A 15336-nucleotide genomic window follows, 5' to 3' on the forward strand; every position below is an offset into this window, starting at 1 on the left:
AATGAAAAAAATTTTATGCCTTTTTGGAGTTTTAACTCTTGCTCTTGCATCTTGTTCTAAAGATGATGATGACAATAATTCTGGAAATGGAACAAATGCGATTTTAGTTAAAACAGTTACAGTAACGTATCCAGAGTATCCTTCTGAAAATTCAGAATCTGGAGTTACATATAATGGAAATAAACTTGTGAGTGTTTCTGGAAAAGACAGTAGAACTGATTATACCTATGAAGGTAATCTAATAGTAAAACAAATTGATTATGAGATTGAAGATGGTAAGGATTCTAAAAGTTACGAAGTATCATACAGATATACAAATGGAAAATTAGCAGAATCAATTTACAGTGAAAATTTCACATCTCAATATCCGTTTGGTCAATATAAGGGTAGATCTGTGTATACATATAATCCTGACGGGACTGTAAAAAGAGATAGCTATAGTACAGATTATAATACAGGAATAGAAACAAAAAGCCCTTATATTGCTTTGCTTACTTTGGTAAATGGAAATATTACTAAATCTGTAGTTACTTATACAACGCCAAGTTCTCATTATGTTTATACTAGTGAGTATGAGTATGATACTAAAAATACTCCTTTAAAAAATGTTTTAGGATATAGTTTGTTATTAGGTGAAGATGAATCTAGCTCTAACAATATTGTAAAACGTACTAAATTTTCTGTTTACGGTTCAGAAGTTTTAGAGCCATATGTTAATAAAACAACTTATGAGTATAATGCAAATGGATATCCAACTAAAAAAATAGAATATAGAGAAGATGGAGTAACTGTAGAAGCAATAACAGAATACACCTATTAATATAAATATATATTAATCTATTGAACCAAATACTTTTTGTATTTGGTTTTTTTATTGGTTTAGATTTAGAACCATACAATTAAGAAGGCAGAGTACAATTTCAAAAAATAATACATGATAAATAATTTAAAAAAAGCTAAGTTGGATTCTTATAAAATAATGTCTGATAATGTTATAAATATGCCTTCTTTAGTCACTTTTAGTAAACGTTATTTTCATTATTTGTAGTGAATTTATTATTAGTATTATGAGAGAGAAATTATATTGTTTTTTTGCATCTTTTTTGTCATTACTGATTTTGTCCTGCTCTGATGATAACCTGCGAACACACAATTTTCCAAATCAGCCGAATGATGAGAGATCAATTTTACCTCAAAACATAACATACAAAATGTTAAAAGATGATTATGATGATTATGGCTATCGAACAGGCAATAGCTATCATTATCAGGTAAATACATTTACTTACAGAGGGAATAAAATTGAAACTATTACCTGTAATTATTTGATTGATGGAACAAATAAGAATTATAGGATAAAGGTCATTTTTAGTTATGACGGAAATTTGATAACAAAAGCTGAATCTTACTTGTCGGACAGATTGTTAGGCACGACATTTTATAGTTACGAAAACAACAGACTCAAACAACAAATTCTTGTGTTAAGTAAAAATAACACGGAGTTAAATACCAAAATTATTTATTCCTACCATGAAGATGGAATAGTGGCTTACGATAAATTTTGGTTTGATGGCGAAAAAGCTCTTACAGAAAAGGCTCTACTAACAATTGTAAATGGTAACATCATAAAAAAAGTGCTGACAAGAGATACCGGCAGTAAAATTATTTATGATTATAAATACGATAATGAAGATAATCCCTTTAAAAATGTTTTAGGTTTAAATTTAATCGCATTTGGAGATCTAAGTATTGGAGTTGATCCTGATATGCTGCATGAAGATTTTGGAATAAGTGAATTTGGAACTAATAATATTATAGAAAAAAAGACAACTGTTAAATATGAGGATCAGATTATTTCTATAAATAGAGAAATATTCGATTTAGAATATTACAATCATGGATTTCCTAAGAAAAAATACATTAACAATGTAGAATTAGATGAGTTGCTTTTTGTGTATTAGTGACTTCAATATTTATAAAAGTAAAATGTCAGATATAAATACCATCTGGCATTTTTTTATTTTTATATTAATTCAAATTAAGGTAGAAGTTTTAAATGCATTAGTTTAGTTCTAAAAAAAATCCGAAATTTACTAGAAATACAATCTCATGCAATTTAGAACCCAAATTCCAATTTCAAAAAGTAATTTTCCTATCGATTATAATTCGAAATTACTTTCTATTGGTTCTTGTTTTGCAGAAAATATGGCGGAGAAATTCGATTACTTCAAATTTCAAAATGAAACAAATCCTTTTGGAATTATATTTAATCCCGTTTCAATAGACAGACTATTTAGCAGAGTCTGCAATCAGGAATTGTTTGAAGAAAAAGATGTTTTCTTTCATAATGAACGCTGGCACAGTTTTGATGTTCATTCGGATTTAAGCAATTCAGACAGGCAGGAATTGTTAGAAACATTAAATAAAGCGGTCACTGAAACACATCAACAAGTAAAAGAAGCTACTCACATTATAATTACATTAGGAACTTCTTGGATTTACAGAAATATAGAAAGTGAAGAAGTAGTTGCTAATTGTCATAAAGTCCCTCAAAAGCAATTTTCAAAAGAATTATTATCTGTTGATGTCATTCAAAAAAGTATTGAGAATACAATCAATTTAATTCAAAATTTAAATCCACAGATAAATTTCATTTTTACGATTTCTCCAGTTCGTCATATAAAAGACGGTTTCGTAGAAAACCAGTTAAGTAAATCGCATTTATTTGCGGCGCTGCACAACGTTTTAAAAATTGACAAATCACAATTCACAAGTCATAACTATTTCCCGTCTTACGAAATAATGATGGATGAACTTCGCGACTATCGTTTCTATTCAGAAGATATGATTCATCCTAATCAAATTGCGATAGATTATATCTGGAAACTTTTCAACGAAAATTATATTTCACAAGAGAGTTTTGCGCTAATGCAGGAAGTAGACGAAATTCAGAAAAGCCTGCGCCACAGAAGCTTCAATCCAGAATCTGAACAGCATCAAAAATTCCTGGCAAAATTACAGCAGAAAATAAATGCATTAGGAGATAAACTTCCACATATAAAATTTTAAATCAACTAGCCTTTCATACTATTCAATCAATGGTTATTTAACAGTAAAATTTTAGAATAATTCCTGATAATTGTGTAAATTGTTAAAGTTTAAATTTTACATTTTTGTAAAATGTCTAATTATGCTTTTTTCAGAAGCAATTTAATCATGTATTTTATTGACGTATGAATAAGAAACCCATTCATTATTTTAAAAAAACACTTCGTGTACTGTTATGGTGCGTGGTTTCTATAGTGGCACTTTTACTTCTTCTTATTATATTAATTCAAGTTCCATCAGTTCAGAATTTCGTTAAAGACAAAGCGATTACTTTCCTTCATAATAAGATTAAGACCAAGGTTTCGTTAGATCATATTTCTATTAAATTTCCAAAAGATGTAGTGCTGGAAGGTTTTTATTTTGAAGACCAGAAAAAAGATACCTTACTGGCTGGTAAGAGATTAGAGGTTGATGTTGATCTTTTTAAATTGGTAAGCAGCGAACTCGAAATCAATTCGGTTTCTCTAGAAAATGTAAAAGCTAATATTTCACGAAATAAAGATGGTGTTTTTAACTTCGATTACATCATTAAAGCGTTTGAATCTAAAGAACCAAAAGTTGAAGATCCAGATGCAAAACCTTTCAAAATTTCTGTAGTAAAAGTAAATCTGGATCAGGTAAAATTCAATTTTAAAGACGATTTCTCTAAAAATGACATTCGCGTTAATCTGACACATTTCGATACCAAATTCAAGAAATTTGACCTTGATCAAATGGATTTTAATATTCCGAATATTAATTTAAATGGCTTAAAAGTAGTTTTAGATCAAGATGTTGTGGAAAGAATTGCCGAAGTTTCGGTTAAGACTGTCGATACCATTTCAAAACGCCCAGATTTCAAACTTGCGCTGAATAAAATCACTTTAGCTAAAATTGATATTTTATACGACAACAAAGATTCAAAATTAAATTCGGGCATTCGTTTAGGAAATTTGAATTTGGCTGTAAAGGAAATTAACCTCAATAAGCAGCTTTTAGATTTTGAAACTTTTGAAGTGAAAAACCTTAGCGGAAATTTACGATTAGGTGCAAAAGACAAACAAATTCAAGCGCCGGATTTAGACTCAACTTCTATCAAACAAGCAGGCTGGAAAGTTAAGCTGAATGATGCCAATCTAGAAAATATAGCTTTTAAATTTGATGATATGCAGTCAAAACCTAAAACAAAAGGTTTAGATTACAGTCATTTAGATTTGAGTAAATTCAATTTTAAAGCAGAGAAATTATATTATGCAAATGATACGATTTCTGGAAACATAAAAACACTTACAGTAAACGAAAAAAGCGGTTTAGAAATCCAGGCTCTAAAAACAGATTTCTTTTACGGACCAAAAAATGCGTATTTGAATAATTTGTATTTGAAAACGCCTCAAACACTTGTGCAGGATAAAATTAAAGCAGCATACAAATCGCTGGAATCTCTTCAAAAAGATTTAGGAAATTTGGCTGTTGATGCTAATTTGAAACAATCAAAAATTGGTTTCAAAGACATTTTATTGTTTGTGCCAGATTTACAAAAAACAAATCCGTTTAAGAGCAATCCAAATGCAATTTTGTATGTGGACAGCCGAGTAAATGGAAAAGTAAAAGATCTGAATATTTCGAAATTCGAAATGAGCGGAATAGGTTCTACAAGAGTTTCCCTTTCGGGGAAAATCGCCGGACTGCCGGATGCGCAAAAAGCCTATTACGACTTGAATATTAAAAACATTTCGAGCACTGCAAAAGACATTAATATGTTTGTGCCGGCTGGGACAATTCCAAAAAATATCCAACTGCCTTCTCAACTAAATCTACAGGGAAAATTTAAAGGATCGGTTCAAAACTTTAAAACCAATCTGGCCTTAAAAAGCAGTTTCGGAAATGCAAAAGTTGATGCTTTATTTGATCAGCGTATTAAAAAAAGAGAAAAATACGATGCAACGGTTTATTTACTGGATTTTAATGTAGGCCGATTAATTAAAAACGATTCGATCGGAAAAATTACGCTTAAAGCGAAAGTAAAAGGAAATGGTTTAGACCCTAAAACGGCAAATGCGGTAATTGATGGTCTGGTGCAAAAAGCTGTTTTTAATCGCTATACGTACAAAGATTTAGCTTTAAAAGGAAATATCGAAAATGGTTCTTTCGCTGTAAAATCTGGAATGAAAGATCCAAATCTGAATTTTGATTTAACAGCTTCAGGTGATACCAAAGACAAGTATCCAAGTATAAAATTAAAGTTAAATCTAGATATAGCCGATTTAGAAAAACTGAATCTGCATGCCGGACCAATGAAGCTTCGCGGAAATGTGGATGCAGATATAGCAAACAGCAATCCTGATTTCTTAAACGGAAAAGTTTTTCTTTCGAACATTCAGATTTTGCAGGATGCCGAACCAATTGTTTTAGATTCGATCCGCGTTCTTGCTTTTGCAGATAAAGACAGTAATTCGATTAAAATTTCGTCACAATTCTTAAAAGCTGAGGTAGTAGGAAAATATAAGCTGACTACTTTATCTAATTCAATTCAAAAATCATTGTCTAAATATATTGACCTTCAAAATCCGAAAGTCAATGCAGAATCTGACGAACAGCGATTGGCGTTCAAATTAAAAGTAGACAATGATCCTGTGCTTTTTAAATTATTGCCAAAATTAACTGGATTAGAGCCTTTTACCATAAATGGAAATTATAAAAACCAAACAGATTCGTTAGCCATAAAAGGAACTATTCCGAGAATCGTGTATGCCGATAATACTATTTCAGACGGAAGAATCAATATTGAAGCCAAAGAAAATGCTTTAGAATATTTGGTTTCTGTGGCTACAATCGAAAGCGGTTCTCTTAAAATTCCGTTTACTAGTTTGTCTGGAAAAGTAGAAAACAATGTTTTGACGTATGCGCTGGAAGTGAAAGATGTTAAAGACAAACAGCAATATTATATTGCTGGAAATCTGAACCATGAAAATTCTAAAAACATCTTTAAAATTGATGCAGAAAACTTCGTTTTAAATTATGATAAATGGAATGTTGATCCTGAAAATGCAATTGAATTTGGAGATAAAAGACTTTATATCAATAAGTTTTATCTAGAAAATTCTGGTAATCAATTAAAAATTCAATCGCAGGGAACTCAAAATAACGCACCGCTTCAGGTTGATTTTGTGAACTTCAAAATTGAGACCATTATGAATATGGTTAAAAAAGATGAATTGTTGATGCAGGGTCTGATAAACGGAAATGCTTTGGTTGAAAACGTTATGACCAATCCGACATTTACATCAGATTTAAAAATTGATGATTTTACTTTTAAAGCAGAAAAAGTAGGTGATTTAGAAATAAAAGTGGATAATAAAACCGCTAATACGCTTGCCGCAAATGTTGCTTTAAGCGACGAAGGAAATGATGTAAAATTAACTGGAGATTATAAACTGGATGCAGGGAATTTTGACTTTGATGTTGCAATTAATAAGTTGAATATCAAAAGTGTTCAAGGTTTTAGTATGGGAAATATAACAGAAGGAAAAGGTTTTCTATCTGGAAATTTTAAATTGACAGGAAATACTTCTGCTCCAAAAATTAATGGCGAATTGAATTTTAATGATGCCGCTTTTAGAGTCACACAATTGAATTCGTACTTTAAAATTGGACAAGAAAAAATCACGTTTAATAATGAAACAATCTCATTTGATAAGTTCTCACTTTTTGATGAAAATGATAACGAATTGTATGTAAACGGAACAATTCAATCGGCTGATTTTGTGAAGTATAATTTTAATCTTCTGGTAGAAGCAAATGATTTTAGAGCCATAAACTCTAAAGCAGCAGATAATGATTTATTCTATGGTGATTTGTTTTTGGATACCAAATTGAATATCAAAGGAAATTTGGATAGTCCAGTTGTCGACGGAACAATCAAAATAAATAAAGAAACAAAATTTACGGTTGTATTGCCGCAGTCAGATCCTTCAATTGCAGATCGAGAAGGAATTGTAGAGTTTGTTGATGAAGACAATATGTATCTGAAACAAACTGTTGACATGCAGAATAAACTCGATCAATCGGAATTGAAAGGAATGGATGTAAACGTTGCCATTACGATTGATAAAGAAGCAGAATTGACTTTGCTGATCGATAAAGGAAATGGTGATTATCTAAAATTAAAAGGTGAAGCAGAATTAGTCGGAGGAATCGATCAATCGGGTAAAACAACTTTGACTGGTAAATATGAGTTTTCGGATGGAGCGTACGAAATGAATTTCAATGGTATCAGAAGAAAATTTGATATTCAGAAAGGAAGTTACATCACATGGAATGGTGAGCCGACATTAGCCAACTTAAATATAACAGCCATTTATAAAGTAGATGCAGCGCCGATTGATTTATTGGGTAACCAGTTAAAAAGTGAACCTCAAACGGTGCAAAATACATATAAACAGAAACTTCCTTTTCAGACTTTATTGAAAATGAACGGCGAGCTGATGAAACCAGAAATTTCTTTTGGAATTACACTTCCTGAAGGAAATTATAATGTTGCCTCAGATGTGGTTGAACTTACGCAGACAAGGTTAAAACAACTGGAACAAGACCCGGCAGAATTAAATAAACAGGTTTTTGCACTTTTATTATTAAATAGATTTGTTGGAGAAAATCCGTTTTCGAGCGAAAGCGGCGGTGCAAGTGCTGAATCTTTTGCCAGACAAAGTGTGAGTAAAATACTTTCGCAGCAGTTAAACAATCTTGCAGGCGAACTGATTACTGGGGTTGAAGTGAATTTTGACTTAGAATCTACAGAAGATTACACAACTGGAACGATGCAGAATAGAACCGACCTAAATGTTGAAGTTTCTAAAAGACTGCTGGATGATAGATTGAAAGTAACAGTTGGAAGCAGTTTTGGTGTTGAAGGCCAAGAACGTGCAAACGAAGAAAGTACAAATATTGCAGGTGACGTTGCTCTAGACTATCAATTAACAAAAGACGGACGATATATGGTTCGTGCCTATAGAAAAAACCAATATCAAGTTGCTGTTGAAGGTCAGGTTGTTGAAACAGGAGTTGCGTTTGTGATTACAATGAGTTACAACAAATTTAGAGAATTGTTTCATCGCAGTGAGCAGGAAAAAGAAATGATCCGCGAAGAAAAAATTCGAAAAGAAAAGCAAAAACAGAAAGAAAAGGAAGCAAAAGAAAAACCAGAAATACAAAATCAGGAAGAAAAACAAATTGAAGGAAATGAGCAGAAAACATAAACATATAACACATTTTTATATCAAGTGTATGACACTGTTTTCCTTGTTTTTTATTGTAGGATGCAGTAATACGAAATATCTTCCAGAAGGCGATTTGCTTTATGTCGGCGGTTCGGTTACCGTAAAAGATTCTCTCATGAAAAAGAAAGACCGTAAGGCGCTGGAAACCGAATTGAAAGATTTATTGCGTCCAAAACCGAACAAACAGATTTTGGGTTTACGCCCTAAATTATGGATTTATAACTTGGCAGGCGAACCTAAAAAACAAAAAGGAACCAGATATTGGCTGCGTAATAAAATGGGTGAAGCACCAGTTTTATTCAGCAAAGTTGATTTAGATTATAATGCATCGGTTTTGCGAAACTTTACGGAAAACAGAGGTTATTTTAAAAGCCGTGTAAGCGCCGATTCGACTGTTCGAAATAAAAGAGTAACTGCAGAATATACCGTTACTCCGAAGCAGCAATACATCATAAAAAGTGTTATTTTTCCTGATGATTCTTTAAGAATATCAAAGATTATAGCTAAGAGCCATCGTAGAAGTCTTCTTAAAGTTGGAAAGCCTTACGATTTGGATGTCATTAAAGCTGAGAGAGAACGTATTGATGCGAGATTAAAAGAAAATGGATATTTTTATTTTAATCCAGATTACATTTTGGCAAAAGTAGACAGTACCAAAGGAAATCATGAAGTGAAAATTAGACTTGTCATTAAAGATGATACGCCGGTAAAAGCGTTGACTTCTTACAAGATTGATAAAATATTTGTTTATCCAAATTATTCACTTACAAATGATAGTGCCGTTTACCGAAAAAGAAATATCACACAATACAAAGATTTTACAATAATAGACACTGCGGAAACTTTTAAACCAAGAGTTTATGATCGAACGATTTACTTTAAAAAAGGAGATTTATACAATAGAAAAGATCACAATTTAACTTTAAACCGATTTGTAAATCTTGGAACATTCAGTTTTGTGAAAAACGAATTTAAACCATCTGATTCGATTCCGAATGCTTTAAATTCCTATTATTATTTAACCTTGCTTCCTAAAAAATTTATTCGTGTTGAAGTTATTGGTAAAACCAATTCAGCAAGTTATACGGGGACAGAATTAAACCTAAACTGGAACAATCGAAACTTTTTCAGAGGAGCGGAATTATTTACAGCTTCAATTTTTGGAGGTGCTGATTTCCAGCTTGGCGGAGTAAATAAAGGAAGAAATATTTATAAACTCGGGGGAGAAGTTAGTTTGACTTGGCCGCGATTTATTACACCATTTAATATACAAGGAAACAGCGAATTTGTACCAAGAACGAAAGCAACTTTGCGTTACGAATATCAAAAAAGAACACAGTTGTATGCTTTGAATTCTTTTAATACTTCATTTGGTTATTTATGGAAAGAAAATATTCGTAAAGAACATCAGTTAAATGTAATTGACATTACTTACGTGAGTCCAAATCATGTTACACCAGAATATTTGGCTGATATTGAGCAGGATGAGGCATTAAGAAGAGTAATTGAAAAGCAGTTGATTTTTGGCCCAACGTACAACTATACTTATACGAACACCATGCAGAAACGCCGAAAAAACACCATCTATTTTAATGGTGAATTGGATTTGGCAGGAAACCTAACAGGTTTGATAACAGGTGCAAATATTAAAAAGAACGACACTATAAAAATATTTGATGTTCCGTTTAGCCAATATGTAAAAATCAAAACAGATTTCAGGCATTATCTAAAACTTGGTAAAGAAAGCGAATTAGCCAGCCGATTGATTGTTGGTGCTGGATTTGCTTATGGAAACTCCAATACACTTCCAACTTCAAAACAATTTGTAGTAGGAGGAACCAATAGTATTAGGGCTTTTAGAGCCAGAACGTTGGGGCCGGGGAGTTATGTGATTCCGCCGACTACGAATAATAATTATACACCAGATCAATCAGCAGATTTGAAATTGGAATTTAATACAGAATATCGAGCTAAATTGTTTAGTATTGTTCGAGGAGCAGTGTTCTTAGATGCTGGAAATATTTGGCTTTTAAATGCCGATCCAAATAAACCAGGAGCTGAAATTTCAAAAGATTTTATGAAAGAACTTGCGGTGGGCGCCGGAGTAGGTTTGCGTTTTGATTTGTCGTTTTTGATTTTAAGAACAGATTTAGCAATTCCGCTTCGTAATCCTGCGCTTCCAGATGGACAGCGCTGGGTGATTGATAAGATTGATTTTGGAGATAGTTCTTGGAGAAAAGACAACCTGATTTTGAATATTGCGATCGGATATCCGTTCTAATTTTTGCCGCTAGTTTCATGAATTTTCACAAATCTTAAGTTTACGTTTTTTATCAATTTCACAAATTAAAATTAAGAATATCAAATTTGACATTTCAAAAAATTAGTTTAATTAGTGAAATTCGTGACAGAGAATAGTAAAAAAAGAAGTAAATTAGTTCTAAATATTTTATTAGAATGCAAAACTTAATCAAGAGAATTATAGGTGTCTGTATCATCGTTTTATTAATTGTTCTGGCTTTTAAATATTGCCAGTTTAAGAAAGAAGACGATTCTGATATTCAGTATAATACTAATTTAATTCAGCAGCAGATTCTTAATGTCGGGAAATTAGTTGTCACCGAAGGACATTTTTCGGAAGTGATCACTTATAAAAACCAGCAAAAGTATTTAATGGATATGGTTTCTTTTGAGAAAAAGGCGCTCGTAGTGGTAAATGCAAATGTTACAGTTGCTTATGATCTGCATAAAATGAAATACGACATCGATGAAAAAAATAAAACGATTACCATTTTAAATATTCCAAAAGAAGAAATTACTATAAATCCAGATATTCAGTTTTATGATGTTGAACAAAGTAAACTGAATCCGTTTACGGGAGATGACTACAATAAAATCAATAAATCGGTAAAAGCCAATCTGGCTAAAAAAATCGAGAAATCAACTCTAAAAACAAACGCTCAAAACCGATTGATAAGTGAATTGTCAAAAATCTTAATCATGACAAATTCAATGGGCTGGAAGTTACAATACAACGGAAAAGTTATTGAATCTGAGACTGAGTTAAATCAAGATTTGAAGTTGTAGAGGAAAGGTACAAAGGTTCAGAGTAGCAAAGGTTCAAAGGTTTTTTCGTAATTTTGTCATTTCGATCGAAGGGAGAAATTACACTAGAAACTCCGTATAGTATCTTCAATCTTTGTCGAATATCGAGTGTGATTTCTCCACCTTCGAAATGACAAATAAGCTTAAAAAACTCAAAAAATAAAAAACTTTCGCGCCTTAGTGTCTTAGTGGTAAATCAGGCAAAGAGCTGTCAAAAATCAAATCCAATCCGCCAGAAATTAAATGTGAAATTTCAGGACGTTTAACTTTCAATTGATCTAAATAAACCAAGACTTCTTGTAAAAGCTGTTTTTCATCTGAATCCTTTAAAAGTTCAGCAATTTCAATTGATAACAACCAATCATTAGAATGATTGTTCTTCAATTTCTCAAAAACAGATTTTAATTCGGTTTTAGAATCGTTATTATTTCGGATGTTACGAACTGTTGCGTATAGAATTTCTAATTCATCACGCTCTTCAGTATGTTTTGCTTTAATTGTTTTAGTGGTGGGAACAATATTGATTAAATCAAAAGAATTCACATCGGCTGGACCAGAAAATGCAGATATAACTTTTTTACCAATTGCCATATCATAATTCCCCCAATCAGGCTGAAACAAAATCGTTTCGCCATTCGTAACCGTACAATTTCTAAAACTGATCAGAATAATTTCTCCATGAAGGTTTCGAGAACCTGTAATGATTTCACCTTCAACAATAATGTTACCTTCAAATTCTAGTTTTACAGTCTCGTTTTCTACAATGCTGTAAGCCTGCAAATCTTTCGGACTCATATCTTCAATCGCCAGATTAAAACCTTTCAATTTTCCAATCGGGCTTCCAAATCCATGCGGATGTGTTAAAGTTCCGTGGCCCACTAATTCTTTTTCACGGTAAGCCAAAGCCGTTTTTCCCGTTGTTTGAATGTAAACAGGTTTTCCTTCCTCTTCAATTACATCGGTAAAAACTCCAGAAATTTGTAACCCAGTACTCAATTCAATTGTTCCCAAAGCATTAGACTGAATCAATTTCTGAATTCCAGAGAGACCTCCAGTTCGTAATGCCATTTTATTAGCAAATTCTTCTAAGATTAAACTCAAATGAGAAAAAGTAGGTGTTACATAAAGTTGAGGCTGTAACTGCGTAATGTCAAAATTCTGATTCGCCGCTGAAATATCATAAGGAATCTTCTTCACATTATCAGTCATGCACCAAGCACTTTCGCCAATAGAAGAAAGTAATCCTGCACCGTAAATTTTAGGGTCTTCAACAGTTCCAATTAAACCGTATTCAACGGTCCACCAATGCAGGTTTCTAATTTGCGCCATTTCAGAAAGTTCTCCCATATCATTTTGCAAATCGGCAACAGCTTTTTCGGCTTCGTCGATTTTTTCCTGCGGTGTATCTTCAGCTTCTTTTAAGATAGAAAGCAGACGAATGGCTTCGTACATTTGATAATCTTTGTGAGAAGAAATGGCTTTGCATCCAATTTCGCCAAAACGTCTTAAATATTCAGCATATTCAGGATTGGCAATAATAGGAGCGTGGCCGGCACCTTCGTGAATGATGTCTGGTGCGGGGGTATATTCAATATGTTCTAATTGCCTGATATCCGAAGCAATAACCAAAACATTATAAGCTTGAAATTCCATAAAAGCATTAGGCGGAATAAATCCGTCAACCGCAACTGCAGCCCAGCCAATTTCGCTCAAAATACGGTTCATGCCATACATACTAGGAATAGAATCGATCTCAATTCCAGTTTTGCGTAAACCTTCCAAATACGAATGATGCGCAACTTTAGAAAGATAATCTACATTTTTGCGCATAACATATCTCCAAACCGCTTGATTGATAGGAGTGTAGTCGCTATAATCTTGAGGCTTAATAAATTGCTGTAAATGTTTAGGCAATCGCTCTAATAACGGATTAGTTTCAATATTTGGGTTCATTTCTCAAACGTTGTAGATTAGAATGTAAAATTACGAATTTAGACCGCTAATTTTTGCTGTTCTCCACAATATTTTTATTCGAAAGTGATTTTTATTGCGTTTTTATAGATTTGGGATTAATTTATTCAAATATATTGATGTAAGGAATCTAGTTTTTATTTGCCAATTAGTTTTTAAGATTTTTTAATGGAATTTCTTAATTCATTTTCTGCATTTCTAAAATATTCAATTTTATGACTGAACATAAAAGCCATATTGGTGGCGCGCATTTTTGCTTCTTCGGTAATTGGCCCTGCGAACTGTGTATCTATAGTTGAATTAAAAATGGCAATCCAGCGGTCGAAATGAGTTTGATCGACAGGCAGTTGCTTGTGCGGCGGAAAAGGCGTTCCAGAATAAGCGCGGACATCAAATAAAATAGTCTGCCAAAAATTATACATTTTCTGCAGATGAGGTTCCCAGCGGTCTTGCAGTTTATCATTGAAAATGGGACCAATAAGTTCGTCTTTTCTTACGTTGCCATAAAAACTGTCGACCATTTGTTTAATGTCTTCTATAGTGGAAATGTCTTTTAGAGCTGCCATTTTTTAATATTTAAAGTAGAATGCAAAAATACGTGATAAGTTCTTTTCTATTTACTGACATTTATCATTTTAAAATTATCCAATCAATTGCGTAAACAAATCTTGGTTGTCATTTAAATATTGAAATTCAAAACCATTTTCAGTCATTTTCAATTTGATTGGCATAATATCATTTTTGTTTTTCAATTCTAAACCAACAACAACAGAACCCACTTCGCGGCTGTTTTTCTTGGCAAATTGGAAATAAGTAATGTCATCATCAGGACCTAAAATATTATTGACAAATTCTTTTAAAGCTCCCGGACGCTGTGGAAACTGAATCATAAAATAATGCATCAAACCTTCGTAAAGCAGTGAGCGTTCTTTGATTTCTGCAGTCCTTTCTATGTCGTTATTACTGCCGCTTACTATGCAGACCACATTTTTGTCCTTAATTTTATCTTTATAAAAATCCAAAGCGGCAATTGTTAAAGCACCCGCAGGTTCCACAACCATTGCTTCCTCATTATACAGTCGTAAAATTGTAGTGCACACTTTTCCTTCGGGAACGAGAATAATATCTTCCAAATTATATCGGCAGATTTCAAAGGTTTTATCACCAACTTGTTTTACCGCCGCACCATCTACAAATTTATCGATCGTTTTTAAAGCTGTATTTTTATTTTCTTCAATTGAAGTTTTCATGGAAGGTGCTCCTTTTGGCTCAACACCGATTATTTTGGTATTCGGACTTAAATGTCTAAAAACTTCAGATAAACCAGAAGCCAGTCCGCCTCCGCCAATTGGAACAAAAACATAATCAATTGGTTCTTTAAAACTTTCTAAGATTTCTAAACCTACAGTTCCTTGACCGGCAATTACTTTTTCGTCATCAAAAGGATGAATAAATGTTTTATGATTTTTGATTGCATCTGCAGTTGCAGAAGCGTAAGCGTCATCAAAAGTATCTCCAGTCAGCACAATTTCAACAAAAGATTTTCCAAACAACTGGACTTGCTTTACTTTTTGTTTCGGCGTAGTTTTTGGCATGTAAATTTTGCCATTTATTTGAAGAAGATTACAAGAATAGGCAACGCCTTGCGCATGATTTCCAGCACTGGCACAAACAATGCCGTTCGCTTTTTCTTTTTCGTTTAACGAAGAAATCTTATTATATGCACCTCTTATTTTATACGACCGAACAATTTGTAAATCTTCTCTTTTTAATAAAACGGTAGCTTCAAATTCATCGGAAAGATTCAAATTTTGTGTCAAAGGAGTTGCAGCAACTACATCTTCGAGCTGCTTTTTTGCATTAAGGACTTCGTTAAATAAACTCATAATCGTTGTTT

9 protein-coding genes are annotated in these 15336 nt (G+C 32.7%); 6 read left to right on the plus strand and 3 right to left on the minus strand.

Going from position 1 to position 15336, the window contains the following annotated elements; genetic code table 11:
- Position 1: 1 nt before the first annotated feature.
- From HYN86_RS09020 to HYN86_RS09045, 6 genes are all read left to right on the plus strand, one after another.
- Positions 2 to 820 (plus strand): hypothetical protein, encoded by an 819-nt coding sequence (locus HYN86_RS09020; protein WP_113677729.1) that lies wholly within the window; start codon positions 2 to 4, stop codon positions 818 to 820.
- A gap of 247 nt (positions 821 to 1067) precedes the next feature.
- Complete coding sequence (locus HYN86_RS09025; protein ID WP_113677730.1) at positions 1068 to 1961, plus strand: hypothetical protein; 894 nt, start codon at positions 1068 to 1070, stop codon at positions 1959 to 1961.
- Positions 1962 to 2109: 148 nt separating this feature from the next.
- Entirely contained in the window at positions 2110 to 3069 is a 960-nt protein-coding gene (locus tag HYN86_RS09030) for a GSCFA domain-containing protein (RefSeq protein ID WP_113677731.1), read from the plus strand.
- A 164-nt stretch (positions 3070 to 3233) separates the two neighbouring features.
- Complete coding sequence (locus HYN86_RS09035) at positions 3234 to 8342, plus strand: translocation/assembly module TamB domain-containing protein (RefSeq protein WP_113677732.1); 5109 nt, start codon at positions 3234 to 3236, stop codon at positions 8340 to 8342.
- On the plus strand, positions 8326 to 10644 hold the full coding sequence (gene tamL, locus HYN86_RS09040; protein ID WP_113677733.1) for a translocation and assembly module lipoprotein TamL: 2319 nt from the start codon (positions 8326 to 8328) through the stop codon (positions 10642 to 10644). The genes HYN86_RS09035 and tamL overlap by 17 nt, the downstream gene beginning before the upstream one ends.
- Before the next feature lie 176 nt (positions 10645 to 10820).
- A complete protein-coding gene (locus tag HYN86_RS09045; RefSeq protein ID WP_113677734.1) occupies positions 10821 to 11450 on the plus strand; it encodes a DUF4230 domain-containing protein in 630 nt (209 codons plus the stop codon).
- Positions 11451 to 11645: 195 nt separating this feature from the next.
- Here the strand turns inward: HYN86_RS09045 and HYN86_RS09050 are convergent, their stop codons facing one another.
- The 3 genes from HYN86_RS09050 to ilvA form a co-directional block, all read right to left on the minus strand.
- Positions 11646 to 13421 carry an aromatic amino acid hydroxylase gene (locus HYN86_RS09050; RefSeq protein ID WP_113677735.1) on the minus strand — a complete coding sequence of 592 codons (1776 nt, stop codon included), beginning with the start codon at positions 13419 to 13421 and terminating at the stop codon, positions 11646 to 11648.
- Positions 13422 to 13594: 173 nt separating this feature from the next.
- Positions 13595 to 14005: a group III truncated hemoglobin gene (locus tag HYN86_RS09055; protein ID WP_113677736.1), complete on the minus strand. Its 411-nt coding sequence runs from the start codon at positions 14003 to 14005 to the stop codon at positions 13595 to 13597.
- Between the two features lie 75 nt (positions 14006 to 14080).
- Entirely contained in the window at positions 14081 to 15325 is a 1245-nt protein-coding gene (ilvA, locus tag HYN86_RS09060; RefSeq protein WP_113677737.1) for a threonine ammonia-lyase IlvA, read from the minus strand.
- Positions 15326 to 15336: the final 11 nt, after the last annotated feature.

It is taken from the genome of Flavobacterium fluviale (genome assembly GCF_003312915.1).
Taxonomy (GTDB): Bacteria; Bacteroidota; Bacteroidia; order Flavobacteriales; family Flavobacteriaceae; genus Flavobacterium; species Flavobacterium fluviale.

Coding starts and splice junctions, on each gene's coding strand:
- HYN86_RS09035 (WP_113677732.1), top strand. CDS start 3,234: ATGAATAAGAAACCCATTCATTATTTTAAAAAAACACTTCGTGTACTG.
- HYN86_RS09030 (WP_113677731.1), top strand. CDS start 2,110: ATGCAATTTAGAACCCAAATTCCAATTTCAAAAAGTAATTTTCCTATC.
- ilvA (WP_113677737.1), bottom strand. CDS start 15,325: ATGAGTTTATTTAACGAAGTCCTTAATGCAAAAAAGCAGCTCGAAGAT.
- HYN86_RS09045 (WP_113677734.1), top strand. CDS start 10,821: ATGCAAAACTTAATCAAGAGAATTATAGGTGTCTGTATCATCGTTTTA.
- HYN86_RS09055 (WP_113677736.1), bottom strand. CDS start 14,005: ATGGCAGCTCTAAAAGACATTTCCACTATAGAAGACATTAAACAAATG.
- HYN86_RS09050 (WP_113677735.1), bottom strand. CDS start 13,421: ATGAACCCAAATATTGAAACTAATCCGTTATTAGAGCGATTGCCTAAA.
- HYN86_RS09020 (WP_113677729.1), top strand. CDS start 2: ATGAAAAAAATTTTATGCCTTTTTGGAGTTTTAACTCTTGCTCTTGCA.
- tamL (WP_113677733.1), top strand. CDS start 8,326: ATGAGCAGAAAACATAAACATATAACACATTTTTATATCAAGTGTATG.
- HYN86_RS09025 (WP_113677730.1), top strand. CDS start 1,068: ATGAGAGAGAAATTATATTGTTTTTTTGCATCTTTTTTGTCATTACTG.